22 protein-coding genes are annotated in these 24,427 nt (G+C 72.8%); 10 read left to right on the top strand and 12 right to left on the bottom strand.

Going from position 1 to position 24,427, the window contains the following annotated elements; translation table 11 throughout:
• Positions 1–30: 30 nt before the first annotated feature.
• Positions 31–1,011 carry an AfsR/SARP family transcriptional regulator gene (locus ACYUD3_RS01035; protein ID WP_470961928.1) on the bottom strand — a complete coding sequence of 327 codons (981 nt, stop codon included), beginning with the start codon at positions 1,009–1,011 and terminating at the stop codon, positions 31–33.
• 135 nt (positions 1,012–1,146) lie between these two features.
• Here ACYUD3_RS01035 and ACYUD3_RS01030 point away from each other — a divergent pair, with 135 nt between their 5' ends.
• Positions 1,147–2,244: a type III polyketide synthase gene (locus ACYUD3_RS01030; RefSeq protein ID WP_470961925.1), complete on the top strand. Its 1,098-nt coding sequence runs from the start codon at positions 1,147–1,149 to the stop codon at positions 2,242–2,244.
• Positions 2,241–3,239 (top strand): class I SAM-dependent methyltransferase, encoded by a 999-nt coding sequence (locus ACYUD3_RS01025; RefSeq protein WP_470961922.1) that lies wholly within the window; start codon positions 2,241–2,243, stop codon positions 3,237–3,239. Before ACYUD3_RS01030 ends, ACYUD3_RS01025 begins: the two co-directional genes overlap by 4 nt.
• Positions 3,240–3,319: 80 nt before the next feature.
• Here the strand turns inward: ACYUD3_RS01025 and ACYUD3_RS01020 are convergent, their stop codons facing one another.
• The 4 genes from ACYUD3_RS01020 to ACYUD3_RS01005 all read right to left on the bottom strand — a co-directional run bounded on the left by ACYUD3_RS01020 (position 3,320) and on the right by ACYUD3_RS01005 (position 8,595).
• Positions 3,320–4,837 carry a nitrosuccinate lyase gene (locus tag ACYUD3_RS01020; RefSeq protein WP_470961919.1) on the bottom strand — a complete coding sequence of 506 codons (1,518 nt, stop codon included), beginning with the start codon at positions 4,835–4,837 and terminating at the stop codon, positions 3,320–3,322.
• The gene (locus ACYUD3_RS01015) at positions 4,834–6,756 is read right to left on the bottom strand and encodes an FAD/NAD(P)-binding protein (RefSeq protein WP_470961916.1); all 1,923 of its coding nucleotides are present in this window, start codon (positions 6,754–6,756) and stop codon (positions 4,834–4,836) included. Before ACYUD3_RS01015 ends, ACYUD3_RS01020 begins: the two co-directional genes overlap by 4 nt.
• A 153-nt stretch (positions 6,757–6,909) precedes the next feature.
• Entirely contained in the window at positions 6,910–8,049 is a 1,140-nt protein-coding gene (locus ACYUD3_RS01010) for a DegT/DnrJ/EryC1/StrS family aminotransferase (protein WP_470961913.1), read from the bottom strand.
• A 6-nt stretch (positions 8,050–8,055) separates the two neighbouring features.
• The gene (locus ACYUD3_RS01005; RefSeq protein WP_470961910.1) at positions 8,056–8,595 is read right to left on the bottom strand and encodes a cupin domain-containing protein; all 540 of its coding nucleotides are present in this window, start codon (positions 8,593–8,595) and stop codon (positions 8,056–8,058) included.
• A gap of 761 nt (positions 8,596–9,356) precedes the next feature.
• On the opposite strand from ACYUD3_RS01005, the gene dxs reads away from it, so the two are divergent.
• From dxs to ispH, 3 genes are all read left to right on the top strand, one after another.
• Positions 9,357–11,240, top strand: a complete 1,884-nt coding sequence (gene dxs / locus ACYUD3_RS01000) for a 1-deoxy-D-xylulose-5-phosphate synthase (RefSeq protein ID WP_470961907.1) — start codon at positions 9,357–9,359, stop codon at positions 11,238–11,240.
• On the top strand, positions 11,227–12,354 hold the full coding sequence (gene ispG / locus ACYUD3_RS00995; RefSeq protein ID WP_470961904.1) for a flavodoxin-dependent (E)-4-hydroxy-3-methylbut-2-enyl-diphosphate synthase: 1,128 nt from the start codon (positions 11,227–11,229) through the stop codon (positions 12,352–12,354). The genes dxs and ispG overlap by 14 nt, the downstream gene beginning before the upstream one ends.
• Positions 12,355–12,470: 116 nt before the next feature.
• On the top strand, positions 12,471–14,537 hold the full coding sequence (ispH, locus tag ACYUD3_RS00990; RefSeq protein WP_470961901.1) for a 4-hydroxy-3-methylbut-2-enyl diphosphate reductase: 2,067 nt from the start codon (positions 12,471–12,473) through the stop codon (positions 14,535–14,537).
• On the opposite strand, the gene ACYUD3_RS00985 is transcribed toward ispH, so the two are convergent.
• From ACYUD3_RS00985 to ACYUD3_RS00970, 4 genes are all read right to left on the bottom strand, one after another.
• Positions 14,440–15,243 carry a phosphatase PAP2 family protein gene (locus ACYUD3_RS00985; RefSeq protein ID WP_470961898.1) on the bottom strand — a complete coding sequence of 268 codons (804 nt, stop codon included), beginning with the start codon at positions 15,241–15,243 and terminating at the stop codon, positions 14,440–14,442. The two genes, ispH and ACYUD3_RS00985, sit on opposite strands and share 98 nt — an antisense overlap.
• A 37-nt stretch (positions 15,244–15,280) precedes the next feature.
• Complete coding sequence (locus ACYUD3_RS00980) at positions 15,281–15,934, bottom strand: DedA family protein (protein ID WP_470961895.1); 654 nt, start codon at positions 15,932–15,934, stop codon at positions 15,281–15,283.
• Between the two features lie 179 nt (positions 15,935–16,113).
• Positions 16,114–17,034: a M56 family metallopeptidase gene (locus tag ACYUD3_RS00975; protein ID WP_470961892.1), complete on the bottom strand. Its 921-nt coding sequence runs from the start codon at positions 17,032–17,034 to the stop codon at positions 16,114–16,116.
• A complete protein-coding gene (locus ACYUD3_RS00970) occupies positions 17,031–17,408 on the bottom strand; it encodes a BlaI/MecI/CopY family transcriptional regulator (protein WP_470961888.1) in 378 nt (125 codons plus the stop codon). Before ACYUD3_RS00970 ends, ACYUD3_RS00975 begins: the two co-directional genes overlap by 4 nt.
• 192 nt (positions 17,409–17,600) lie before the next feature.
• Here ACYUD3_RS00970 and ACYUD3_RS00965 point away from each other — a divergent pair, with 192 nt between their 5' ends.
• Positions 17,601–18,209 (top strand): phosphatase PAP2 family protein, encoded by a 609-nt coding sequence (locus ACYUD3_RS00965; RefSeq protein WP_470961885.1) that lies wholly within the window; start codon positions 17,601–17,603, stop codon positions 18,207–18,209.
• Here the strand turns inward: ACYUD3_RS00965 and ACYUD3_RS00960 are convergent.
• Positions 18,190–18,615, bottom strand: a complete 426-nt coding sequence (locus ACYUD3_RS00960) for a DUF6299 family protein (RefSeq protein WP_470961882.1) — start codon at positions 18,613–18,615, stop codon at positions 18,190–18,192. The two genes, ACYUD3_RS00965 and ACYUD3_RS00960, sit on opposite strands and share 20 nt — an antisense overlap.
• Before the next feature lie 293 nt (positions 18,616–18,908).
• Between ACYUD3_RS00960 and ACYUD3_RS00955 the strand changes: the two genes are divergently transcribed.
• Positions 18,909–19,091, top strand: coding sequence for a DUF5999 family protein (locus ACYUD3_RS00955; protein WP_470961879.1), 183 nt, complete (start codon positions 18,909–18,911; stop codon positions 19,089–19,091).
• A 76-nt stretch (positions 19,092–19,167) separates the two neighbouring features.
• Here the strand turns inward: ACYUD3_RS00955 and ACYUD3_RS00950 are convergent, their stop codons facing one another.
• Positions 19,168–19,566, bottom strand: a complete 399-nt coding sequence (locus ACYUD3_RS00950) for a RidA family protein (protein WP_470961876.1) — start codon at positions 19,564–19,566, stop codon at positions 19,168–19,170.
• 21 nt (positions 19,567–19,587) lie between these two features.
• The gene (locus tag ACYUD3_RS00945) at positions 19,588–20,790 is read right to left on the bottom strand and encodes an acyl-CoA dehydrogenase family protein (RefSeq protein WP_470961874.1); all 1,203 of its coding nucleotides are present in this window, start codon (positions 20,788–20,790) and stop codon (positions 19,588–19,590) included.
• A gap of 137 nt (positions 20,791–20,927) precedes the next feature.
• Here ACYUD3_RS00945 and ACYUD3_RS00940 point away from each other — a divergent pair, with 137 nt between their 5' ends.
• The 3 genes from ACYUD3_RS00940 to ACYUD3_RS00930 all read left to right on the top strand — a co-directional run bounded on the left by ACYUD3_RS00940 (position 20,928) and on the right by ACYUD3_RS00930 (position 24,379).
• Positions 20,928–22,529: an AMP-binding protein gene (locus tag ACYUD3_RS00940; protein WP_470961872.1), complete on the top strand. Its 1,602-nt coding sequence runs from the start codon at positions 20,928–20,930 to the stop codon at positions 22,527–22,529.
• A gap of 15 nt (positions 22,530–22,544) precedes the next feature.
• Complete coding sequence (locus ACYUD3_RS00935) at positions 22,545–23,408, top strand: PaaX family transcriptional regulator (protein ID WP_470961870.1); 864 nt, start codon at positions 22,545–22,547, stop codon at positions 23,406–23,408.
• A 95-nt stretch (positions 23,409–23,503) separates the two neighbouring features.
• Positions 23,504–24,379 (top strand): sulfotransferase family protein, encoded by an 876-nt coding sequence (locus ACYUD3_RS00930; protein ID WP_470961868.1) that lies wholly within the window; start codon positions 23,504–23,506, stop codon positions 24,377–24,379.
• Positions 24,380–24,427: the final 48 nt, after the last annotated feature.

The following is a 24,427-nucleotide window of genomic DNA, read 5'->3' as shown; positions in this document are numbered from 1 at the left end:
GGTCACGTGGGGCGGTCTCCGGCCGGGCCGTCAGCCGAGGGCCGGGGCCTGGTGCAGGATCTCCCGTTCCAGGCGCTGGAGGCCGGGGCTGGGGTCGATGCCCAGCTCCTCCGCCATGCGCCGGTGATGGGCGCGCAGCACCGTCAGCGCGTCGGCCTGACGCCCCGCGCGGTACAGCGCGAGCCCCATCAGCTCGCAGCCGTACTCGCGCAGGGGATGGGCCTGCGTGAAGGCCGCCAGCTCGGCCACGGCGACCTCATGGGCGCCGACCGCGATCAGCGTGGCGCAGCGCCCCTCGGTCACCGACAGCCGCAGCTCCTCCAGGCGGGCCACCTCCGGCGCCACATGGACGGCGTCGGCGACCTCCGGGTAGGCCTGGCCCCGCCACAGCGCGAGGCCCGCCTCGAACTCGGCGAGCGCCCGCTGGGGCTCCTGCCGGTCCAGGGCCTGCCAGCCGGCGGTGGCCCGCGCGGCGAAGCGGTGCACGTCGACCTCGGCGGCCCGCCGGTCCAGGAGGTAGCCGCGGCCCCGGGTGCGCAGCACGGTCGCCGGTTTGCGGGGCGCCCGCTCCGGCTCCAGCGCGCGGCGCAGGTTGGCGACGTACGCGTGCAGCGACGTCATCGCCGAGGGCGGCGGGCGGCCGTCCCACAGCTCCTCCAGCAGGACGTCCACCGAGACCGGGCGGCCGACCTGGCTGACGAGGAGGGCGAGGGCGGCGCGCTGTTTGGGCGCGCCGAGGTCGACCCGCCGGCCGCCGACGCTCGCCTCGACCGGGCCGAGGACCCTGAACTCGACTGTGGGGCACGGCGGTTCGGCGGCGGCCGTACGCGGGGCGGGCGGCTGCGCGGTCTCCTCGGGGAGCGGGAGGTCGAGTTCGAGCGCCTTGGCGAAGTACAGCTTCAACGCCTGGTTGGTGCGGCGCAGTTCCCGTACCTCGCGTTCGAGTTCGGCGATGCGGCGGGGTTCGGCGGCGCGTGGTTCGCGTTCCGTGAGTTCGGAAATCTTATGCATTTCGCTCCTTTTTTCTTCGGTTCGGTGAACCAAGCCGGCACCAAGCCCGTGGCAAGTGCGCGGCGCGATATTGGGGAATGCCCACGCCGTGTGGGCGATGGAGCATTCTCTATCCCTGAGAGGCGGACGCCGGGTATGCCGACTCTGTGCAAGCCATCGGTGAGCGTGCCGGAAAACATCATCACGGTCGAGGAAACCCTGGCTTTTGCCGAGCGCGCCCACGCGGGAAAACCGCAGCTCCCGCTGGCGCTTCGGCTGATACAGAACACAGGAGTGCGCAAGCGGCACATCGTGCGGCCCATCGCGGAGACACTCCGCCACCCCGGTTTCGAGGAACGCAACCGGATCTATGAACTGGAATCGAAGAAACGCTGCCCCGAGGTCATCGAAAAGGCACTGGCGAACGCCCGTGTGACGGCCGCCGAAATCGACGCCATCATCTATGTGTCGTGCACGGGATTTCTCATGCCGTCCCTGACCGCGTGGCTCATCAACACGATGGGCTTCCGCCCTGACACCCGTCAATTGCCGATCTCCCAACTGGGCTGCGCGGCGGGCGGCGCGGCGATCAACCGCGCCCATGACTTCTGCGTGGCGCACCCGGAAAGCAACGTCCTGATCGTCTCCTGCGAGCTGTGCTCGCTGTGCTACCAGCCGGACGACGACGGCATCGGCTCGCTGCTGTCCGACGGCCTGTTCGGCGACGCGGTCGCCGCGGCCGTCGTACGCGGCAGCGGCGGCACCGGGGTGCGGCTGGAACGCAACGCCTCCTATCTGATTCCGCACACCGAGGACTGGATCTCCTACGAGGTGCGTGACACCGGGTTCCACTTCCGGCTGGACCGCAGGGTGCCGGGCACGATGGAACCGCTCGCGCCGGTGCTGCGGGACCTGGCCGCCGGCTACGGCTGGGACGCGGGCGGCCTCGACTTCTACGTCGTCCACGCGGGCGGTCCGCGGATCCTCGACGACCTCGCGAAGTTCCTCGACGTCGACCGGATGGTGTTCCGGCACAGCTGGGCGACGCTCGCCGAGTACGGCAACATCGCCAGCGCCGTCGTCCTGGAGGCGCTGCGCCGCCAGTTCGAGGAGGAGCCTGAGCTCACCGAGGGCGCGCGGGGACTGATCGCCGGCTTCGGCCCTGGCATCACCGCCGAGATGGCGCTGGGCAGTTGGACCACCGACGGGGCGCGGGTCACCGCGTCGACCTCCTCCCTGGGACGGACAGCATGAACGACTTCCCTCCGGCGTCGGACCGGATCATGCGGCTGATCAACGGCTATTGGGCAACTGGCCTGCTGGGCACGGCCGCACGGCTCCAGGTCTTCACCCACCTCGACGAACACCCCCTGGACGCAGCCGAGTTGGCGGCCCGCGCGCGGATCGCCGAGCGGGGCGCGCGGGCCCTGCTCGACGGGCTGACGGGCCTCGGCCTGCTCACGACGGACGGCGTCCGCTACCGCAACACCCCGGAGGCCGCCGCCTTCCTGGTCGACGGCAAGCCCACCTCGCTGACCGGGTTCGCCCAGGTCAAGGCGGGCCACATGGCGGCGCTCGGCGGGCTCCCGGACGTCGTACGGGCCGGGGGACCGCTGAGTGACGCGGTCGTCGAGGTCGCCGACAACCCGCACTGGGAGAACCTGGTGCAGGCGCTCGCCGCACAGGCGGTTCCGGTGGCCCAACTCGTCGCCGAGGAGCTGAAGTTGGCGGACGCGGGCGAGATCTCCGTGCTCGACGTCGGCGGCGGCTCCGGGGTCTGCTCGGCGGTCTGGCTCGGCCTCAACCCCGTTGCCCGATCGACCCAGTTGGACTGGGCGCCGATCAACGCGATCGCACGCCGGCTGCTGGCGGAGAAGGGGGTGGCCGGCCGAGTCGCCTTCGTGGACGGCGACTTCCACACCACCGGCTTCGGCACGGCCGTCCACGACCTCGTCATGTACTCCAACATCGCCCACCAGGAGGGCCCGCAGGAGAACTTGGCGGTCTTCGCGAAGGCGCGGGCGGCGCTGCGGCCCGGGGGCACGCTGGTCGTCTCGGACTACGTCGTCGACGACGACCGCTCCGGCCCGCCGTTCGCCCTCACCTTCGCCGCCGAGATGCTGCTGAAGAGCCGGCACGGCAGCACGTGGCGGCGCGCCGACTATCAACAGTGGCTGAACGAGAGCGGGTTCGAGGACGTGGTGTTCCGGGAGACGCCTTCGCCTACGACGCTGATCTTCGCCAAGTAGGCAGCGCTCGACACCGAGTCGACCGATGACGCGGCTCCCTCCATGAAAGAGGGAGCCGCATTTCTCATGTCCTTTGCTCATCAGGGCCGTTGCTCCAACTCACGGTCGACCAGGGCGGCGGCAGCGCCGGTGTACCCGGCCGGATCGAGCAGCGCGTCGACACACTCGGGCGGCAACTGCTCGGCCACCTCGGGAAGTTGAGCCAGCACCTCCCCCAAAGAACCGCCCTCCGCCGAAGCGAGCGTCAGCAGCTCCTTGGCCCGCGCCTTCCCCACCCGGGGTGCGAGCACGGCCGACATCCGCTCCGACACGACCTGCCAGCCGGTCAACTCCAGGTTGGCCCGCATCCGTTCGGGCTGTACGACGAGCCCCTCGGCGAGTTCCACGGCCGTGTGCGCCGCTCCTCCGGCCAGCCGCAGGCACTCCCGCAGCAGCAGCCACTCGGCGTGCCACACCCCGGCCGACCGTTCGTCCTCGGTGACGAGGCATTGGGTCAACCCGGCGGCCAGCACCGGCACTTGGAGCGCGGCGCTGCGCAGCAGGGTCGCCAGGACCGGGTTGCGTTTGTGCGGCATCGCCGAGGACGCGCCCCGCCCCTCGACCGGGGGTTCGGTGACCTCGCCGACCTCGGTGCGGGTCAACGACTGCACGTCCACGGCGAGTTTGCCGAGCGCGCCGGTGACGAACGCCAGCGCCGAGGCGAGGTCCGCGACCGGCGTGCGCAGCGCGTGCCACGGCAACGGCGGCCGGGCCAGGCCGGTTTCGGCCGCGAAGGCGTCCAGCAGCCGGTCGGCGTAGTCGCCCGCGTCGTTGTAGGTACCGAACTCCAGGTAGCCGGCGAGGGTTCCGGCCGCGCCGCCCAGGGAGACGGGCAGGCCGCCGGCGAGCAGGGCCGTCACGCGGGTGTGCGCGTCCAGGAGGAGGCGGCGCCAGCCGGCCGCCTTCAGGCCGAAGGTGGTCGGGACGGCGTGCAGGGCGAGGGTGCGGCCGGCCATCACCGTGTCGCGGTGGCGGGCGGCGAGCGCGCCCAACTCGTCTGCCGCGCGCCGGAGATCGGCCTGGATCAGCCGCAGGGTGCGGTCGGCGACCAGCATCGCGCCGGTGTCGAGGATGTCCTGGCTGGTCGACCCGTGGTGCACGAACTCGGCGGCCTCCGGGGACTCGACGGCCACGACCCGCGTGAACGCCCGCACCAGCCCGACCACCGGATTGGCGGTCTCCCTTGCTTCCAGGGCGAGTTGACGCACGTCGAGGAGTTCGGCGCGGGCGACCCGCGTGATGACCTCGGCCGCCCCGGCGGGCACGGCCCCGACCCTGGCCTGCGCCCGCGCGAGCGCCGCCTCGGCGTCCAGCATGGCTTGCAGCCAGGCGGCGTCGGAGGTGGCCGCTTCGGCGGGGGTACCGGCGCGGACGGGGGAGAGGAGGGCGGCGTCGGGGGCGGCTCGGCGTTCTGGGGGAACTGCTGCGGCCGGGGCGGGAGTTCGGGCCTGCCCGGCACCGGAGTTGGCTCCCGCTGGCACCCCGCCCGCCGGAATCCCCTTCGCCTTGACGGGAGTTCGCCCGGCTTCCCCGGCAACTCCCCCGAGTTCGCTCGTCATACGCGCACCTCCACAGAAGTCGACACGGCAACAGCGCCGTCCTGTACCGCCGTTGACAACCCGAGCACCGCCCGCGCGATCGCGTCCGCATCCGCGAGCGTCACCGAGTTGACGCCCGGACGGATGCCCGCGGCGGTGACCCAGTGGACGGACTCGGTGGGGACGCCGTAGGCGAAGCGGCGGGGATGCGGGCGGCCGGTGGTGTCCAGCAGGCGGTAGGGGCGTTCGGTGACGGCCAGGCCCCGGGTCTCGTACTCGGTGCCGCAGGTGCCCGGGATGCGGTGGCGGGCGGCCTCGCCGCGCCGGAGGAGGCCGCGCAGCAAGGGGTCGGCGGTGCGCGGCAGGTCCGGTTCGGGGAGGCGCGCCTCGATCAGCGCCGTCGCGTGAACCGCCGGGCCCGGTACGGCGTTCGAGGTGACCGTGAAGCCGTCGGCCGAGAACCGCACGCGCGGCTTCGGGCCGATGATCTCGACCACGCCCGCCTCGATCAGCGCGAGCAGTTCGGCGGTCCGTGCGGCGGGCGGGCCGATGGAGAGGAAGGCGTTGAGCGGGGTGTACCAGGCCTGGAGGTCGTCGCGGTAGGAGTTGCCTTCGAGGCGGCCGTGGTCGACGGCCGCGCGGATCTCGTTGCGCAGGTCGCGCAGCACGTCCAGGGCGGCCTTGAGCGGGCTGCCGACATTGCCGTCCCGCGCCGCGCGCACGTCCGCCGCGAGATGGCCGCACAGCCAGTCCCGCCAGGCGACGGAACCGCTCAAGGCGGCCTGCGGGTACGGGCGTTGCAGCTTCTCCCAGTCCCAGCGGTCGGCGGGCTCGATGCCTACGGCGGTCAAGAGGCGAGCCTCTTCGGCGTGGCCCTGAGCGGCGAAGAACTGTCGTACGAACGGCTCGCGTTGATGTCCCCGCGCAGCCAACAAGCCCCCGTAATAGACACTTTCGACCTCTTTAGCGATCAGCGGCCACAAGTCCGTGCGGAAGTGCAGCCGTTCGCCGTCCTCGGCCCGGCGGTGCAGCCGGGCGACCGCGTCGAGCGTGAGCAACTGCGGCTCGTACCGCCCGTAGGGGCCTTTCTGGTTCTCGCCGCGCGCGTGGTAGGGCACTCCGCGCCGGGAGCCCGCGACGATACGGGGTTCGCGGCCGGAAGGGCGGTAGCGCAGCCGGTCCCCGTCCCGTTCGAAGCCGCCGCCGCGCTCCTCGGTGAGCAGCGCGACCACGTCGAAGAAGTTCAGCCCGAGCCCGCGCACGAAGACGGTCTCGCCGGGCGCTATCCGGGTGAGATCGGTGTCGGCGGGGTTGGCGGGGTTGGCGGGCGCAAGGTACGTCAGCCCGCGCACGGCGGCGCTGTCGGCCAACTCCTGTTCCTTGCCGGTGAGTTCGGTGGGCACATGGCCGAGGGCGAGGACGACGGCGTCCAGGCCGGTGAGCCGGGTGCCGTCGGCGAGTGCGACGTGCTGCGGTCCTCCTCCGCCGGTCAACTCCACTGCATGGCTGCGGTGGTGAACGACCGTCACATGGCCGGGCGCGTTCGCGACGACCGTGCGGTAGGCGTCCGCGAGGTAGGCGCCGTAGAAGGCGCGGCTGGAGTAGTCGTCGGGGCCGAGGCGGCGGGCCTCGGCGAGGGTGGCGGGGTCGGGGTGCCGGGTGAGGCGGGCGGCCCACTCGTACAGGCCGGGGCCCGGCTCGACGGGGCCCGCCATCCGGACGCTGTCGTCGGTGTAGGCGGTGACCTGCGAGGACACCGTGTTCATGAGCAGCCGGCGAGGCTGCTCGGTGCGCCATACGCGGCCGGCGCCGGGTTCGTACGGCTCGACGACGTGGACGGTCACCGCCGGGTGGGACGGGGACTTGCGTTCGGCCGCGCAGAGCCGTTCCAGGACGGCGAGGCCCCGAGGTCCGGCGCCGACAAGACAGACGGTAAGCACCTGCACACTCCTCAAGGTGGGTTGCACGGTCTCTGACGTCGAGTCAAGTTCCGGTCGCTGAAGGGGAGTTGGTGGTCAGACGAGGGTGGCGGTGCCGCGCCGGCTCGAGTATCGCCGCACAAGCCGCCGCCCTCGCCCCGTCTCAGCGGACCGTCACACCCGAACGCCGGCGTGGGCCCGCAGCGCCGTGCGGAGGGTGCGGACGACGCGTTCGGTCTGGTCCGGGGTGAGTTCGGCGTGCATGGGTATCGCGAGGTTGCGGCGGAAGAGGTCGGCGGAGACCGGGCAGGTCTGCCGGGACTCGTACACCGGTTGCAGATGGCTGGCCCAGGTGCCGTGGCCGCAGCCGATGCCCTGGGCCCTCAAGTCGGCTGCCAGGGCTGCCCTGTTGACGGAGGGGTCGAGGGTGACCAGGTACGACTGCCAGGCGTGGGTGCGGTCCTCGGGGACGTGCGGCAGGGTCAGCAGCTCTTCTTCGGCGAGGAGTTCGGCGTACCGGTCGGCCACCGTCCGCCTGCGGGCGAGGAGTTCGCCGACGCGGTCGAGCTGGACGGTGAGGATCGCGGCGGCGATGTCGGAGAGTTTGTAGTTGTGGCCGATCTCGGTGAAGACGGGGATCGGGAGGCCGACGATCTGGGCCTGGTCGAAGATGCTGCCGATGCCGAAGGAGGAGCGCAGCCGGGCGTCGGCGCCGATGGCCGGGTCGGTGGTGACGAGGGCGCCGCCCTCGCCGCTGGTGGCGCCTTTGCGGCCGTGGAAGGAGAGGCAGGCGACAGGGGCGAGCGCGCCCGCCTCGCGGCCCTGATAGCTGGCGCCGACCGCGCAGGCGGCGTCCTCGACGAGGAACAGGCCGTGGTGGTCGGCGAGTTGGCGCAGTTCGGCGTAGTCGGCGGGGAGGCCGACGGTGTCGACGGCGATGATGCCGACGGTGCGCGGTCCGATGAGGTCGGCGACGGCTCGCGGGTCGACGGTGCCGGTGTCGGCGCGGACGTCGGCGAAGACGGGGACGGCGTCGGCGTAGCGCACGGCGTGGGCGGGGGCGGGGAAGGTGTAGTCGGCGACGATGACCTCGTCGCCCGGCTGGACGCCGAGGGCGAGCATCGCGAGGTGCAGGGCGGCGCCGCAGTTGCTGAGGGCGACGGCGTCGGCGGCGCCGTAGCGCTCGGCGAGGCGGGTCTCCAGGAGCTTGCCGCGCGGGCCCTGTCCGGCCGGCCAGCCGGAGGCGAACACCTCGGCGACGGCGGCGAGTTCGCGTTCGCCGAGGCTCGCGTGGACCAGTGGGATCGGTTCCATGAGGGGTCAGGCTCCGCTCTGCTGGAGGGTCGGCGGGGTGTAACGCAGCGGGGTGATCTGGTGGACGTCGTAGCGCTCGCGCATCTTCAGCACCGCCTCGGGGTCGACGCCGGTGTGCGCGGAGAACAGTTCGGCGATCTCCTCGAAGTAGTGCTCGTGGTCGGGCGAGGGAAGGCTCTGGAAGAGCATGCGGACGGGGCGCGCGGTGGCGTTGCGGAAGGCGTGCGGGGTGCCCGGGGGGACGAACATGCAGCCGCCGGCGGCGACTTGGACGGCCCGTTCGCCGTCGGGCGAGTGCCAGTCGTGCCAGGTGTCGGGGGTGCGCTCGACGGGTTCGAAGGCGAGGAGGTCCAGCCGGCCCTCCAGGACGTAGAAGAACTCCTGTGCGCGGGCGTGGGTGTGGGCGCCGACGTCGAAGCCGGGCGGGACGACGACTTCGAAGCAGGACATGGCCGACCCGGCGGCGCCGGTGACCTTGAAGGTCACCTCCTGGGCGCGGGTGACCAGTTTGCGCCCTTGACCGGGCGGGACGATGAGGCCGCTCATACGACTCACTTCCTGTGCGCTGCCGTTCGGCCGAAAGCCGGTCGCGGCGGTCGGTGCGGGCCGTGAAAGGCCCCTGGTACAGGGGGAGTTGTCGCGCTGCGGGGAAGCGCGCGGGCGCGCGCCGGGCAGGCCCGGGCGCCGGGGGAAGCAGGAGCGGCGCCCGCGGGGACGGGGGCTCCTGCGTGAAGTCGCCCTGAAGACGAGGGGGTTGTGCTCCGGCGGACGGTTCTCAGGGGGAGAACGCTGTCCGCGAGGAGACGCACTCGTGGGCGACGAGCTTATTCATAGACTCTTCGCGGCGGGGCCGTCAAGAGCCCGGCCGACGAGACGGCGGCCGTATTGCTCTTCCGGGCGGTCCTCCGGATCACCCGGAGCCGCCGTCGTTCTCTGGTGTTCTTCTTCCGTTTCTCGTATTGCGGCACGGTGCGGCTCGGCATGGCTGGTGACTTGTCACCGTTCCCCCTATGGCGTGTATTCACGCCCCCCGTTCACGGAACGTCGGGACACGTTCCAAGGGAGAGATTCACCGAGACGGACAGCGCCCGTCAAGGGGGTTCTCCCCCGGCTATCTGGGGCGCTTCCGTTCCGCTTTGCGGCTGTGACCGGCGGTGCGCGGCGCGAACGCAGCGGGCCGGACCGGCTTTCGCTCCCGGTACGTCCGGCGCCAAGCCGAAACCAATCCGCCGCGCAGTCCGGGGCAAGTCCCGCCGCCGATGGTGGGGGCCGCAGCCCGGCAGTCCCGACGGAAGAGCCATATCCTCATGGGAATTCTAGAGAAGATGCACGGTCCGGCCGACGTACGGGCGCTCGAACCCGGCCTCCTGCCGGAACTCGCCGCCGAGATCCGCGACTTCCTGGTGACCTCGGTGTCCCGTACCGGAGGCCATATCGGACCGAATCTGGGAGTGGTCGAACTGACCATCGCCCTGCACCGGGTATTCGATTCCCCCCGGGACCGGTTGCTTTTCGACACCGGTCATCAGGCGTACGTCCATAAACTGCTGACCGGCCGCCGCACGGGATTCGACCGGCTGCGGATGAAAGGCGGGCTCTCCGGTTATCCGAGCCGCGCCGAGTCGGAGCACGACGTGATCGAGAACTCGCACGCGTCGACGGCCCTTTCGTACGCGGACGGGCTGGCGAAGGCGCATCAGCTGCGCGGTCTGGACGGCCGGGTGGTGGCGGTGGTCGGGGACGGGGCGCTGACCGGGGGCATGGCGTGGGAGGCGCTGAACAACATCGCGGCCGGCGAGGACCGCCCGGTGGTGATCGTCGTCAACGACAACGGCCGCTCCTACTCGCCGACGATCGGGGGACTCGCCGCGCATCTGGCGGCGCTGCGGCTGGACCCGGGCTACGAGAGCGCGCTGGGGTTCGTGAAGCGCGTCATGCCGCGGGCGCCGGTCGCGGGGGCGGCCGTGTACGAGGCGCTGCACGCGCTGAAGAAGGGCCTCAAGGACGCGTTCGCGCCGCAGGCGATGTTCGAGGACCTGGGGCTGAAGTACGTCGGTCCGGTCGACGGCCATGATGTGCGCCGGGTCGAGGAATCCCTGCGCGCGGCACGGGACTTCGGGCGGCCGGTGATCGTGCACTGCGTCACCGAGAAGGGGCACGGCTATCCGCCGGCGGTGCGGGACACGGAGGACTGCTTCCACGGGCCGGGCGCCTTCGACCCGTTGACCGGCGAGCCGCTCAACAAGCCGTCTGAGTCCTGGAGTTCGGTGTTCGGGTCGGAGCTGGTGCGGATCGGGGCGGAGCGCGAGGACGTGGTGGCGCTGACCGCCGCGATGCTGCACCCGACCGGACTCGCGGGCTTCGCCGAGGCCTATCCGGAGCGGCTGTTCGACGTCGGGATCGCCGAGCAGCACGCGGCGGCGTCGGCGGCGGGCCTCGCCATGGGCGGTCTGCACCCGGTGCTCGCGGTGTACGCGACTTTCCTCAACAGGGCTTTCGACCAAGTGCTGTTGGACGTCGCGCTGCACCGGCTGCCCGTCACCTTCGTCCTGGACCGGGCGGGCGTCACCGGCAACGACGGCCCCTCCCACAACGGCATGTGGGACCTGTCGATCCTCCACCTGGTCCCGGGCCTGCGGCTGGCCGCCCCGCGCGACGGGGCCCGGCTGCGGGAGCTGCTGCGCGAGGCCCTGGACGTGACCGACGGCCCGACGGCACTGCGTTTCCCGAAGGGTCCGGTCGGCCCCGGCATCGAGGCGGTCGGCCAACTCGGCTCCTGTGACGTCCTGTTGGACGAGGGCCCGCCGGACGTCCTCCTGATCGGCGTCGGCGCCATGGCCGCCGTCTGCCTGGAGGCGGGCCGGCTCCTCGCCGAACAGGGCATAGGCATCACGGTCGTTGACCCCCGCTGGGTCAAGCCGCTGGACCCCGCGCTGGTCGCGGCGGCGCGGGCGTACGGCCGGGTCGTGGTCATCGAGGACAACGGCCATGTCGGCGCCGTCGGCGACGCCGTGGCCCGCGCGCTGGGGGACGCCGAAGTCACCGTGCCGGTACGGACGTTCGGCATCCCCCAGGAGTTCCTGGAGCACGCCGACCGCGCCGAGATCCTGGCCGAACTGGGCCTGACGGCCCCTCAACTCGCCCTTTCCATAAGCCATCTCACGAGGAGCGCCGTCCGTGCCGAACGTTGACCTCGGAACACCTCAGCTCCCGCTGGCCAGGCGGCGCCGGACCCGGCCGCTCCAGGTGGGGTCCGTGGGCGTCGGCGGGGACCATCCCGTCTCGGTGCAGTCGATGACGACGACGCGTACGTCCGACGTCGACGCCACCCTCCAGCAGATCGCCGAACTCACCGCCGCCGGCTGCCAGATCGTCCGCGTGGCCGTGCCCACCCAGGACGACGCGGAGGCGCTGCCGCGGATCGTCGCCAAGGCGCGGATACCGGTGATCGCCGACATCCACTTCCAGCCCAAGTACGTGTTCGCCGCGATCGACGCGGGCTGCGCCGCCGTACGCGTCAATCCGGGGAACATCAAGAAGTTCGACGACCGGGTCAAGGAGATCGCGGCGGCGGCGCAGGCGGCGCGGACGCCGATCCGGATCGGGGTCAACGCCGGTTCCCTGGACCGGCGTTTACTCCAGAAGTACGGGCGGGCGACGCCCGAGGCGCTGGTGGAGTCGGCGTTGTGGGAGTGCTCGCTGTTCGAGGAGCACGGGTTCACGGATCTGAAGATCTCCGTCAAGCACAACGACCCGGTCGTCATGGTGGGCGCCTACCGGATGCTCGCCGCGCGCTGCGACTATCCGCTGCATCTGGGGGTGACCGAGGCGGGGCCCGCGTTCCAGGGGACCGTCAAGTCGGCTGTCGCCTTTGGTGCGTTGCTCGCGGAGGGCATCGGCGACACGATCCGCGTGTCCCTGTCGGCGCCGCCCGCCGAGGAGGTCAAGGTGGGCCTTCAGATCCTGGAGTCGCTGGGGCTGCGCGAGCGGGGCCTGGAGATCGTGTCCTGCCCGTCCTGCGGGCGCGCCCAGGTCGACGTCTACAAGCTCGCCGACGAGGTCGACGCGGCTCTCTCGGGTTTCCCCGCGCCGCTGCGGGTCGCCGTCATGGGCTGCGTCGTCAACGGGCCCGGCGAGGCCCGCGAGGCCGACCTCGGGGTGGCCTCCGGGAACGGCAAGGGGCAGATCTTCGTGCGGGGGAAGGTCGTCAGGACGGTGCCCGAGTCGAAGATCGTGGAGACGCTGATCGAGGAGGCCATGCGGATCGCGGAGGAGATGGGGATCGATCCGCTGGGGGGTGGGTGAGGGGGCCGGAGTCTCTCGGCCGACTCGGCCCGCCGCGCCGCCTGTTCACGCCGGGCACGCCAACTCCGGTTCACCTGACGCCCGTTCGAACCATTCCGAGTCATCGAGAGGAAACCATGCCGCCCACCCCACGCCGCGTCCTCCTCGCCGAACCGCGCGGTTCGTGCGCCGGTGTGCGCCGGGCCATCGCCGTCGTGGAGCGCGCGCTGGAGATCCACGGCGCCCCCGTGTACGTCCGCAAGCAGATCGTGCACAACGAGTACGTGGTGCACCAACTGGAGGCGCTCGGCGCCCGGTTCGTCGAGCCGGAGGGCGATGTGCCCGAGGGCGCCGTGTGCGTGTTCTCGGCTCACGGTGTGTCACCTCAGGTGCGGGACAACGCGGTTCGGCGTGGACTGACCGTCATCGACGCGACCTGTCCGCTCGTCGCCAAGGTCCACCAGGAGGCCCGCCGGTTCGCGCGCGACCATCACACCCTGATCCTCATCGGGCACGCCGACCACGAGGAGATCGAGGGGACGTACGGGGAGGCGCCGGACCGGACGGTCGTCGTCGAGGACGTCGAGGGGGCGCGGCGGCTCCAACTCGCGCCGGGGACCTCGGCGGCGTACCTCACGCAGACCACGCTGTCCGTCGACGACACCGCCGAGATCGTCGCCGTGCTGCGCGAGCGGTTCCCCGCGCTCGCGGGGCCCGCCGGGGACGACATCTGCTACGCCAGCCAGAACCGGCAGAACGCGGTGAAGGCGATCGCCGGGCGCAGCGACCTCGTCCTGGTCGTCGGCTCGCCCAACTCCAGCAACTCGGTCCGCATGGTCGAGGTCGCGCGGGCCGCCGGTACGCGCTCCCGACTCCTGCCCGACGCGGGCCACTTGGACCCGGCGTGGCTGTCCGGCGTCGGCACGGTCGGGCTGAGCGCGGGGGCGAGCGTGCCGGAGATCCTGGTGGAACAGGTCCTGGAACGGCTGTCCGGGCTGGGGTTCACGGAGGTGGAGACGGAGGTGACGGCGGTGGAGGACGTGGTGTTCAGGATGCCTTCGGGGCTGGAACGGGCGGGGGAGGTACGGGAGTTGGGCGGTGCGGGGGCTGCTGCGGAAGGAGAGCCGGAGGAGCCCGCCGCGAAGATCCCCGCGCAACCGACCAGCACCGACGAAACCCTCACCCGCCTCCTCGCCCGCGCGAGCGCCCGTATAGACGACCTCCTGAGCGCCGAGGCCGCCCGCTGGGGCGCGGTGGACGCGCGGGTCGCGGTGCCGGTGGAGGCCGTCGCGGAGCTGGTCGCGGCGGGCGGGAAGCGGCTGCGGCCGGCGTTCTGCGTCAGCGGCTATCTCGCGGCGGGCGGGACGGCGCGGAAGCCGGACGAGGACGCGGTGGTCGCCGCTGCGGCGGGGCTGGAGCTGCTGCACGCGTTCGCGCTGCTGCACGACGACGTGATGGACAACTCCCCCACCCGGCGCGGAGTTCCGACCGCGCACGCCAAGCATGCCGCCCTGCATGCCGAGCGCGGCTGGGCCGGCGAGCACCGCCGCTTCGGGGAGGGCGTCGGCATCCTCGCGGGCGACCTGGCGCTCGGGTACGCGGGCCGGCTCGTCGCGGGGCTGCCCGGGCCCGCCCTGGAGATCTGGACGGACCTCGTCAACGAGATGATCATCGGCCAGCATCTCGACATCACGCTGGCCGCCGAGTTCGTCCCGGACCCCGCCCTCGCGCGCTGGGTCGCCGTCTGCAAGTCGGGCCGCTATACGATCCACCGCCCGCTCGCCCTGGGCGCCGCCCTCGCCGGACGGCCCGATCTGCACGGGGTGTTCGAGCGGTACGGGGTGGCGGCGGGCGAGGCGTTCCAGCTGCGGGACGACCTCCTGGACGCGTTCGGGGACGCGGCGGCGACGGGGAAGCCGGCCGGGCTCGACGTGAGCGAGCACAAGATGACCCTGCTGCTCGCCCTGGCCGCCGACCGGGACCCGGAGGTCGCCCGCCTGGTCGGCGAGGCCCGCGCGGGTGCCTGGGACCCGGCCGCCCTCCTCGCCGCCGTGCACGCGTCGGGGGTGCGCGAGGAGGTGGAGCGCCAGATCGACGGCCTGGTCGTCACTTCTCAAGTCGCCCTGGAGGAGGCTCCTTTGGCGGCAGGCTGGGGTGATCGGCTGGCGCGGATGGCGGAGAAGGTGGCGTATCGGGACCGGTGAGCCGTATGAGCTGCGCGCCCCCGCCGATGAGGTGCGCGCCCCCGTACAGACACAACGCCAGCCACCCGGTCGCGAAGAGCCACCCCCCGACGACGTCGGTGAACCAGTGCACACCGAGATAGATCCGGCTCAGCCCGACCAGGACCGCCCAGGCGCCGACGGCGATCCGCAGGGGGGTGACCGCGCGCGGGGCCCGCAGGGTGAGGGCGCCGATGAGGAGGCCGGCGGCGATCGCGGATGTGGTGGTGTGCCCGGAGGGGAACGCCCAGCCGCTCGCGCCGGTCGCCCAGCCCGCCTGGGGCGGCCGGTCCCGGTGGGCGAACTCCATGACGCCGTAGCGCGCGGCCTGCCCGGCGCCGAGGCAGAGTGCGCCGAGCACGGCCGCGAGCAGCCGCCCGCGCAGGCTCCGGCCGGCGATCAGGGCGGCGAGCACGACGAGGACGTACGGAACGGCGCCCGTACCCGTGGCGGTCACCGCGCGGGCCAGCGCGAGGGCGAACGCGGGCCGGTGGGCGACGGACCAGTCGTACAGGCCCTGGTCGGGCGAGAGGGGGCCTGCGGCGTCCTCGACGAAGAAGGCGAGGATCGCGAACCCCGCGCACGCGCCGAGCCCGACGCTGCCGGCCAGCTCGGTGAGGTCCTTGCGGTTCACCGGGCGTCCGCCGGAGCCGTCGGCGGCCTTCCGCGCGGCATCGTCCCGGTCCACAGCACGCTCCTCCACCTCTCCTTGGGTCACCGCCCCCTCACCCCCGCGCCTGCTTGCGCCCCCGGTACAGCTCGGCGGCGAGCGGCAGGAGGGACACGGCGACGATCACGGCGACGATCGGCAGCAGGTAGCGGTCGACGTTGGGGATCGAGGAGCCGAGCGCGTACCCGGCGAGGGTGAGGCCGAGGCTCCAGACGAGGCCGCCGATGACCTGCCAGAGGGTGAAGACCTTCAGGGGCACGCCCAGGGTGCCGGCGAGGGGGTTGAGGACGGTGCGCACGACGGGGACGAACCGGGCCAGGACGACGGCCTTGGCGTGCCCGTAGCGCGAGAGGAGCTCTTCGGCGCGCTTCGCCCCCTCGTGCAGCCGCGCGGAGCGGGAGCGGGCGAGGAGGGCGCCTCCCGCGCGGCGGCCGATCAGGTAGCCGAACTGGGCGCCCAGGAGCGCGCCGAGGGCGGCGGAGACGAGCAGCGGGCCGAGGGAGAGCCGTACGCCGTACTGTCCGCTGCCGGTGCACAGGAGGCCCGCCGTGAAGAGCAGGGAGTCGCCGGGGAGGAAGAAGCCGATGAGCAGCCCTGTCTCGGCGAACATCACCACGCCCACGCCCACGACGCCGAACGCGGCCAGCAGCGACCGGGCGTCGAGCGGGTTCACCGCGAGCTGCGACGCGGCTCCCACGAGTGAGGTCATCGAAACGAGTCCCTTCCCTGCGGCCGCCCGGACCCTCCAGACGACTACAAACCTGTAGACGGTCTACGACACTGTAGACGGTCCGGGGTTCCGGAAAGTTCCCGCACCCGGCGAGGTGACCCGAACGGGCTCTCCGGCGGCCGCCGGAGAGACAGCCCGGCAGCCTCGCAGGGCCCGGCTCAGCGCCCCCTCTCCCCCTGCGCGACCTCGATGTTCTGATGCACCCGGACCGCACAGGTGGCGGCCGTGGCGCAGGTCAGCAGGGCGCAGGCGGTGAGGGCGGCGGCGAGCCAGCGGGTGGGGCGGCGTACGGGGCCGAGCAGGGCGGTGACGCGGTGCGGGACCGGGCCGGTGGCCATGGCGGGCGTGACGACCGGGCGCGGGCCCGTACCGGAGGCCAGGGCCGCGCGGGCGATGGCGCGGGCGGTGAGCCTGCGGTCGCCGACGACGGCGGCGGCCTCCTCGTCGGCGACGCGCTCGGCGGCCAGCCGGACGGTGTCGCACAGGGCGCCGAGGGCGGGGTGGACGGGCGCGCACAGTTCGGCCAGGGCGAGGAACCAGTGGTGGCCGCCGGCGTTGTGGGCGCGCTCATGGGCGAACAGCACCTCGCGCTCGCGCGCGGAGAGCGTGCGCAGCATCGCGCTGGTGACGACGATCCGGGGCGGCCGTCCGGGCAGCGCGTACGCGTCGGGGGCCGGGTCGTCGACCACGCGCAGGTCACCCGCGGCGGCGGCGCCGTCGGCCCGCGCGCGGGCTGCTCGCAGGGCGGCGGTCTGCCTCAGGGCGGTGCGGCACACCCGCGCGGCGGCGCAGGCCAGGAGGGCGGTCGCGGCGGCGGCGAGGGGGTACGTGAGGGGCCCCGAGGGGGCGCGCAGCGGGTGGATCAGCTCGCCCAGGGCGGCGAACGGCGGGAGCCCGAGCAGGCCCGTCAGCGCGAGGGTGCCCAGCGCGGCGAGCGTCGCGCCCGCGAGGAGCAGTGCGGAGGCGGTGAGCGTCCACAGGGCGGCGCCGGGGCGGCAGCGGTCCAGGACGCGGCGGGCGAGCGGGGGCGCGGCCCAGGGCAGGGCCAGGGAGAGCAGCAGCAGGAATGTGACGATCACCGGGGCACGTCCCCCTCCTCCAGCAGCCGGCGCAGCACCTGCTCGTCGTCCGGGCTGAGCTGGGCGACGAAGCGGGCGAGGACGGTCTCGCGGTCGGCGTCGCGGTCCAGTTCGGTGTGCATGCGCCGCGCGGTGAGTCCGTGGGCGTCCTGGGCGGGCCGGTAGGCGTAGCCTCGGCCGTTGCGCTCGCGCTCCAGGCTGCCCTTCTCGTGCAGCCGCGTGAGGATCGTCGTCACCGTGGTGCGGGCCAGTCCGGTGCCGAGTTCGAACTGGACCTGGGACGGCGTGAGCGGCACGCCGGCGGCCCACAGCGCGGCCAGGACGGCGGCTTCCAGCTCGCCTGGGGGGCGGCGTTCGTCGGTGGTGTCTCTCATGGGAACGATCCTCACCCTGCGATCGTCTACATTGTCGTAGACCGTCTACAGAATTGTAGTCAGTCGGTGGCCGGGCCCGTCAGGTGTCCGTCCGCGCGCAAGACCCGCAAGGTCCGCAGGAAAGGAACGTACGCCTATGACCGCATCTCCGCTCCCATGGTCGCAGCCCGCCGCCCCCAGGGAGGCGCGCGGATGACGCTCGCGCTCGACGGCGCCGGGATCGACGGCGGGGTCTACCGGGACGTCGTGGACCTCGCGGGGCGCTCCCCCGGGTGGCTGGACAGCCTGGTGTCGGCCTGGTCGTCCTTCGGCCTCGCCCTGTTCGCGCTGCTCGCCGTCCTCGCGTGGTGGCGCGCGCGGCGTACGGGCGCCGAGGCGGGGCTGCTCGCGATGGCCGTGCCGGTCGCCGTGGTCGCGGCCTTCGCGGTCTCCTCGGTGGTGAAGCTCGCGGTGCGGGAGGTGCGGCCCTGCCGGACCCTGCACACCGTGACGCTGGACGCCTGCCCCGCGCGCACCGACTGGTCGTTCCCGAGCAACCACGCGACGATCGCGGCGGCCGCCGCCGTCGCCCTGCTCTTCGTCTCCCGCGCGCTGGGCGCCCTGGCCGTCCTCGCGGCCCTGGCGATGGCCGTCTCCCGCGTCTGGGTGGGCGTCCACTACCCGCACGACGCGGCGGCCGGCCTCCTCCTGGGCGCCGCCTGCGCCATCGCGTGCATGCTGCTCGCGCGGCGGTGGGCGCCGCGGCTGCTGCGCGCGAGAGCGTCCGAGCCGTACGGTCAGGTCAGCTCGCCGTCAACGTGACCGTCCGCGCCGCCGCCCTCGCATGGAAGTACGGCAGCGGCAGCCCTCCCTGCGCCCTCAGCTCCATCACGGTGCCCTCGACGCTCGCCGGACCGGCGTGCAGGACGACGGGCGACGGTTTCCCGGTGTTGCGCCACACGTGCTCGGCCCCGTCGCACACGGCCGCGACGCCGCCGATGCCGTAGCGGACGTTCGGTGAGTCCTGGCTGATGGAGGAGGAGACGAAGACGGGGCCCGTGCCGGGGAGGCAGCGGTAGGTGCCGGAGAGGGTGACGGTGCCGTCGGCGGTGACCTGTCCGACGGAGTCGACGGTCACGGTCTCACCGGGGGCGGCCAGGGCCGGCACCGGGGCGGCCGACAGCAGCAGCGCGGCGGCGGCCGCACCGAGAGCGGGGCGCAGGGACATGAGGGGGCCTCCAGGGTCGGGGGTTCGTACCGGCGGCCTGCCCCGCGACCGCCCCGCGCGTCAACCGCACCCCGTGGGTTCCACACCATCGAAGGACGGTGGTGCGACTGGATGGTCGTACGACTGAACGGCCGCGCCGGCCCCGCGCCCCCGCACATAGGGGGTCCGTCCCGGAGTTGTCCTGGAGTTGTCACACTCGCGGCGGATCTGTTCCGATGCGTTAGTGGGAGGGGCATGGTCTGTACATGCGGGAGGGTCCGCGGGGACCGTTCCCCCAGACGCGGAGGTGCGCCATGAGTTCCCACCCCTTTTCCGAGCCCGGCCCCGCAGGCACCCGGCACGCACACGTCGTCGCCGCCCACCCGGAGCAGGGCTGGAGCCTGCTGAGCGACGGCCGCGTGGTCTTCGACGACTGCGGGGAGCTGCTGCCCGACGGCAGGGTGGTCGCGCCTGCGGTGCGGCTGGTCGCGGTGTGACCACGGGTGCGGCCGGTTGCCGGCCGCCTGACCTGCGACCCCGGTACCTGATCCGCGCCCCGGCCCCCGGCCCCCCTCACCCCAGCACCGCGACCCCCTCCAGCTCGACCACCGCCCGCTCGTCCCACAGCCGGACGATCCCGACGACCGCCATCGCCGGGTACTCCCGCCCCGCCAGCTCCCGCCAGATCCGCCCCAGCTGCGGCGCGGCGGCCCGGTAGGCGGCCACGTCGGTGACGTACACCGTCATCCGCGCCAGCTCCGCGGCCGTGCCTCCCGCCGCCGCCAGCGCGGCCAGCAGGTTCCCCAGCGCCCGCCCGAACTGCTCCGGCAGCGTCTCCCCCACGACCTTGCCGTCACCGTCGAGGGCCGTCTGGCCGGCGAGGAACACCAGCCGGGTGCCGGTGGCGACGACCGCGTGGGAGAAGCCGGTGGGGGGCGAGAGTTCGCCGGGGTTGACGCGTTCGAGGCTCACCGAAGACACCCTTCCTGGCGCTCAACGCTCACCCGGCCCACCCCTCCCCGCATCGAACCCCCTGTACAACTCCCGCGCGATGATCCCCCGTTGCACCTCGCTCGCCCCCTCATAGATCCGCGGCGCCCGCACCTCCCGGTACAGCTGCTCCAGCAGGTGCCCGCGCTGGAGCGCCCGCGCCCCGTGCAGCTGTACCGCGCGGTCGACGACGTACTGGGCGGTCTCGGTCGCGAGGAGTTTGGCCATCGCCGAGCGGCGGGGTACGTCCGGATCGCCGGCGTCGTACGCGCGGGCCGCCGCGTGAACCATGAGGCGGGCCGCCTCGGTGCGTACGGCCATCTCGGCGACCTGGTGGGCGACGGCCTGGAGATCCTTCAGCTTGCCGCCGAACGCGTCGCGCCGGGAGGTCCAGTCGAGGGTGGCGTCGAGGGCGGCCTGGGCCATGCCGACGGCGAAGGCGCCGACGCTGGGGCGGAACCGGTCGAGGGTGCCCATGGCGACGCGGAAGCCGTGGCCGGGTTCACCGAGGACGTCGTCGGGGGTGACCGGTACGGCGTCGAAGGACAGGGTGCCGATGGCGTGCGGGGCGAGCATGTCGAGGGGGCGCCCGGTGAGCCCGGGGCGGCCGGCGGGGAGGAGGAAGGCGGTGATGCCACGCGCGCGGGCACCCTTGCGGCCCGCACGGCTTCCGGCACCGGCCACCGCCGGGCCGCCTCCAGCGCCCCCCTCCCCCGTCCGCGCGAACACCGTATAAAAATCAGCCTCCGGCGCATTCGAGATCCAGCTCTTCTCCCCGCTCAGCCGCCACCCCCCACCCCCATCAGGCTCCGCGCGCAGCTCCAGCGCAGCCGCGTCGGACCCCGCCCCCGGCTCGCTCAGCGCGAACGCGGCCACCGCCCGGCCCTCAGCCACCAACTCGATCCAGCGCCCCCGCTGCCCCGAACTCCCGTACGCGTGCACGGGATACGCGCCGAGCCCCTGGAGCGCCAGTGCGGTCTCCGCCTCCGTGCAGCCGTGGGCCAAGGACTCGCGCATCAGGCACAGTTCGAGCGCACCGGAGGTGAACAGCCGCCGCAGCAGGCCCAGTTCGCCGAGGTGCGCGACCAACGGGCGGTTGACGCGGCCCGGTTCCCCCTTCTCCGCCAGCGGGCGCAGCCGACCGGCCGCCAGTTCTCTCAACTCCGCGCTCCAGGCGACCTGTTCCCGGTCGAGTCCGAGCGACATCGCACAACCCCTCTCCACGCACGCCGACATGAAGCCCCCGCACGAGACTATCGCGCCCTGGTGACCATCGTCACCAACCCGCTACGCTCGAACCGCGACCCCACCACGAGGCCGGCCAAGGCAAGGGGGGAACCGTCATGGATCACTCCGCACATCTCGACACCTTCGCGCGCGACCACCTCCCCCCACCGGACCAGTGGCCCGAACTCCACTTCGACCTCCCGGAGTTGGCCTACCCGGAGCACCTGAACTGCGCGGCCACCCTCCTGACCGGACAGCCCGACGACCGCCCCGCCTTCCACACCCCGGAGACCACCTGGACCTACGGCCGACTCCGCGCCCACGTCGACCGGTTGGCGCACCTCCTCAGCGGCCCCCTGGGCGTCGTACCCGGCAACAGAGTGCTGCTGCGCGGGCCCAACACCCCCTGGACGGTGGCCTGTTGGCTGGCGGTGCTGAAGGCGGGCGGGGTCGTGGTGACCGTGCTGGCGCAGCAGCGGGCGCATGAGCTGAAGGCCATCTGTGAGATCGCGCAGGTGAGTCACGCGCTGTGCGACGCAAGGGTGTTGGACGATCTCGTCAAGGCGGAGGTGCCGGGGCTGCGGATCACCCCGTACGGCGGGGACGCGCCGGACGACCTGCTGCGGCGGACGGCGCCTGCGGGACCGTACGAAGCCGTTCAAACCGCCGCCGACGACGTGGCGTTGATCGCGTTCACGTCGGGGACCACCGGGCGGCCGAAGGGGTGTGTGCACTTCCACCGGGACGTGCTGGCCATCGCGGACACCTTCGCGCGGCACGTGCTGCGGCCCACGGCCGACGACGTGTTCGCGGGGAGCCCCCCGCTGGGGTTCACCTTCGGGCTCGGCGGGCTCGTCGTCTTTCCGCTGCGGTTCGGGGCGAGTGCGCTGCTGCTCGAACAGGCGGGCCCCAGACAGCTGTTGCCCGCGATCGGGCGGCACCGCGTGAGTGTGCTGTTCACCGCGCCGACCGCGTACCGGGCGATGCTCGCCGGGCTCGCCGGGCACGACGTGTCCTCGCTGCGCCGCTGCGTCTCGGCCGGCGAGAACCTGCCGGCGGCGACCTGGCGGGAGTGGCACGCGCGCACGGGCCTGCGCGTCATCAACGGCATAGGCGCGACAGAGCTGTTGCACATCTTCATCTCCGCCGCCGACGACCTGGTCCGGCCGGGCACGACCGGGCTGCCCGTGCCCGGCTGGCGGGCGCGGGTGCAGGACGCGGACGGGCGGCCGGTCCCGGACGGCACACCCGGGCTGCTCGCCGTGCGCGGCCCGGTCGGCTGCCGGTATCTCGCCGACCCCCGGCAGCGGGAGTACGTACGCGACGGCTGGAACATCACCGGGGACACGTATGTCCGGGAGTCCGACGGGTACTTCAGGTACGTCGCCCGCGCCGACGACATGATCATCTCGGCCGGGTACAACATCGCGGGGCCCGAGGTCGAGGACGCGCTGCTGCGCCATCCGGACGTGCTGGAGGCGGCGGTCGTGGGTCAACTCGACGCCGAGCGCGGGCAGATCGCCGTCGCGTACGTCGTCCTGCGGGCCGGCGCGCGGCGGGACGCGGAAGCCCTGCGCGGGTTCGTGAAGCAGGAACTGGCGCCGTACAAGTGCCCGCGCGAGATCCGCTTCACGGCCGCGCTGCCGCGCACGGCGACCGGGAAACTCCAGCGGTTCCGGCTGCGTTTTCCTGACGACACCGGAGGTGACCAGCGCTGATGCCGAAGACCTAAGATGATCAACGTGTCCGACCAGCATGCACCGCGGTCTCTCATCGTGACGCTCTACGGCGCCTACGGCCGCTCCATCCCCGGTCCCGTACCCGTCTCCGAACTGATCCGGCTGCTCGCCGCGGTCGGCGTCGACGCGCCCTCCGTACGGTCGTCGGTCTCCCGGCTGAAACGGCGCGGCCTGCTGCTGCCCGCGCGCACCGCACGCGGCGCCGCGGGCTACGAACTGTCCGCCGAGGCCCGGCAGTTGATGGACGACGGCGACCGCCGCATCTACGCGAGCGCGCCGCCGGCCGACGAGGGCTGGGTGCTCGCCGTGTTCTCCGTGCCCGAGTCGGAGCGGCAGAAACGACACGTCCTGCGCTCCCGGCTGGCGGGCCTCGGCTTCGGCACGGCCGCGCCCGGCGTGTGGATCGCGCCGGCCCGGCTGCACGACGAGACCCGGCACACCCTGGAGCGGCTCGGCCTCGACGCGTACGTCGACCTGTTCCGCGGCGAGCACCTCGGGTTCGCGCCCACCGCACTGACCGTCACCCGCTGGTGGGACCTGACGGCGATCGCCAAGGAGCACGGGGCGTTCCTCGACGCCCACGAGCCGGTGCTGCGGGCCTGGCGGCGGCGGGCGGACACCCCGGCGGAGGAGGCGTACCGGGACTATCTGCTCGCGCTGGACTCCTGGCGGCGGCTGCCGTACACCGACCCCGGCCTGCCGCCCGCGCTGCTGCCCCCGGACTGGCCCGGGGTGCGCTCGGCGGAGGTGTTCCGGGCACTGCACGGGCGGCTGCGGGACGCGGGGGCGGAGTTCGTGATCCCCGCCGACCCCTTCGTGACCCCCGCGCTCCCTCCGGCCCCAGAGGGCCCCGCATGAACATCATGTGAAATTAATCGACGCCCCCTCCCCCTCAGCGGATCCTCAGCCTTCTTAACAGTTCCTCTCAGACTCCTTACCTAGGTTTGCGGGTCATGAGCCTCAAGCGCAGCCTGAACCGGGCGCTCACCGCCACCACCGGCCTCCAGGTCCGGCGGGCGCCCCGGTCCACCCCCCAGAAGCCCGCGGCGAAGCCCGCCGCCCCGGCGTACCGCCGCCCCTCGGCCGAGGAACTGCCGGTCGACCGGCTGCTGCGCCGCCCGGTGTTCATCATCTCCTCGGTCCGCTCCGGCTCGACGCTGCTGCGCATGATGCTGGACACCCACTCCCGGCTGCGCGCCCCGCACGAACTGCACATCTCCCGGCTCGAAGTGGGCTACGGCAGCAGCGTCTCCGAGTACGCGATGCAGAACCTCGGCCTGGCGCGCGGGGACTTGGAGCACCTGCTGTGGGACCGCGTGCTCCACCGCGAACTGCTGCGCTCCGGCAAGGAGTTCATCGTCGAGAAGACCCCCGGCAACGTCTTCTGCCACGAACGCATCCGCGACTCCTGGCCGGACGCCCGCTTCCTCTTCCTGCTGCGCCACCCCGAGTCCATCGCGCGCTCCTGGCACGAGTCCGACCCCGTCAAGCGGCCGTACGAGAAGGCCGTCGAGGACACCCGGCGCCACGTCGAGGCCGTCGACGCGGCCCGCGCCCGCCTCGCCGACGGCCACACCGTGCGCTACGAGGACATCACCGCCGACCCGGAGAAGGAGATGCGCCGCGTCTGCGACTTCCTGGACCTGGCCTACGAGCCCGAGATGATCGAGTACGGCCGCAAGGGCGACGCCGAACTGCGCCGGGGCCTCGGTGACTGGCGGGACAACATCCGCACCGGCACGGTCCAGCCGGGCCGCGAACTCCCCGGCGACGACGAGATCCACACCGACCTGAAGCCGACCTGCCGCTCCTGGGGATACGCGGCCTGAACCGCCTTCAGCGACAACACGCCTGACTCCCCCGCACCTCCGGCCGCG

The organism is Streptomyces sp. AMJ-169 (assembly GCF_055597585.1).
This window is presented reverse-complemented; position numbering and strand designations above follow the sequence as displayed.

Coding starts and splice junctions, on each gene's coding strand:
- ACYUD3_RS01020 (WP_470961919.1), bottom strand. CDS start 4,837: ATGACGAGCGAACTCGGGGGAGTTGCCGGGGAAGCCGGGCGAACTCCC.
- ACYUD3_RS00940 (WP_470961872.1), top strand. CDS start 20,928: ATGGATCACTCCGCACATCTCGACACCTTCGCGCGCGACCACCTCCCC.
- ACYUD3_RS00960 (WP_470961882.1), bottom strand. CDS start 18,615: ATGTCCCTGCGCCCCGCTCTCGGTGCGGCCGCCGCCGCGCTGCTGCTG.
- ACYUD3_RS00935 (WP_470961870.1), top strand. CDS start 22,545: ATGATCAACGTGTCCGACCAGCATGCACCGCGGTCTCTCATCGTGACG.
- ACYUD3_RS01035 (WP_470961928.1), bottom strand. CDS start 1,011: ATGCATAAGATTTCCGAACTCACGGAACGCGAACCACGCGCCGCCGAA.
- ACYUD3_RS01025 (WP_470961922.1), top strand. CDS start 2,241: ATGAACGACTTCCCTCCGGCGTCGGACCGGATCATGCGGCTGATCAAC.
- dxs (WP_470961907.1), top strand. CDS start 9,357: ATGGGAATTCTAGAGAAGATGCACGGTCCGGCCGACGTACGGGCGCTC.
- ACYUD3_RS01030 (WP_470961925.1), top strand. CDS start 1,147: ATGCCGACTCTGTGCAAGCCATCGGTGAGCGTGCCGGAAAACATCATC.
- ACYUD3_RS00955 (WP_470961879.1), top strand. CDS start 18,909: ATGAGTTCCCACCCCTTTTCCGAGCCCGGCCCCGCAGGCACCCGGCAC.
- ACYUD3_RS01010 (WP_470961913.1), bottom strand. CDS start 8,049: ATGGAACCGATCCCACTGGTCCACGCGAGCCTCGGCGAACGCGAACTC.
- ACYUD3_RS00970 (WP_470961888.1), bottom strand. CDS start 17,408: ATGAGAGACACCACCGACGAACGCCGCCCCCCAGGCGAGCTGGAAGCC.
- ACYUD3_RS01005 (WP_470961910.1), bottom strand. CDS start 8,595: ATGAGCGGCCTCATCGTCCCGCCCGGTCAAGGGCGCAAACTGGTCACC.
- ACYUD3_RS00980 (WP_470961895.1), bottom strand. CDS start 15,934: ATGACCTCACTCGTGGGAGCCGCGTCGCAGCTCGCGGTGAACCCGCTC.
- ACYUD3_RS00930 (WP_470961868.1), top strand. CDS start 23,504: ATGAGCCTCAAGCGCAGCCTGAACCGGGCGCTCACCGCCACCACCGGC.
- ACYUD3_RS00965 (WP_470961885.1), top strand. CDS start 17,601: ATGACGCTCGCGCTCGACGGCGCCGGGATCGACGGCGGGGTCTACCGG.
- ACYUD3_RS00945 (WP_470961874.1), bottom strand. CDS start 20,790: ATGTCGCTCGGACTCGACCGGGAACAGGTCGCCTGGAGCGCGGAGTTG.
- ispH (WP_470961901.1), top strand. CDS start 12,471: ATGCCGCCCACCCCACGCCGCGTCCTCCTCGCCGAACCGCGCGGTTCG.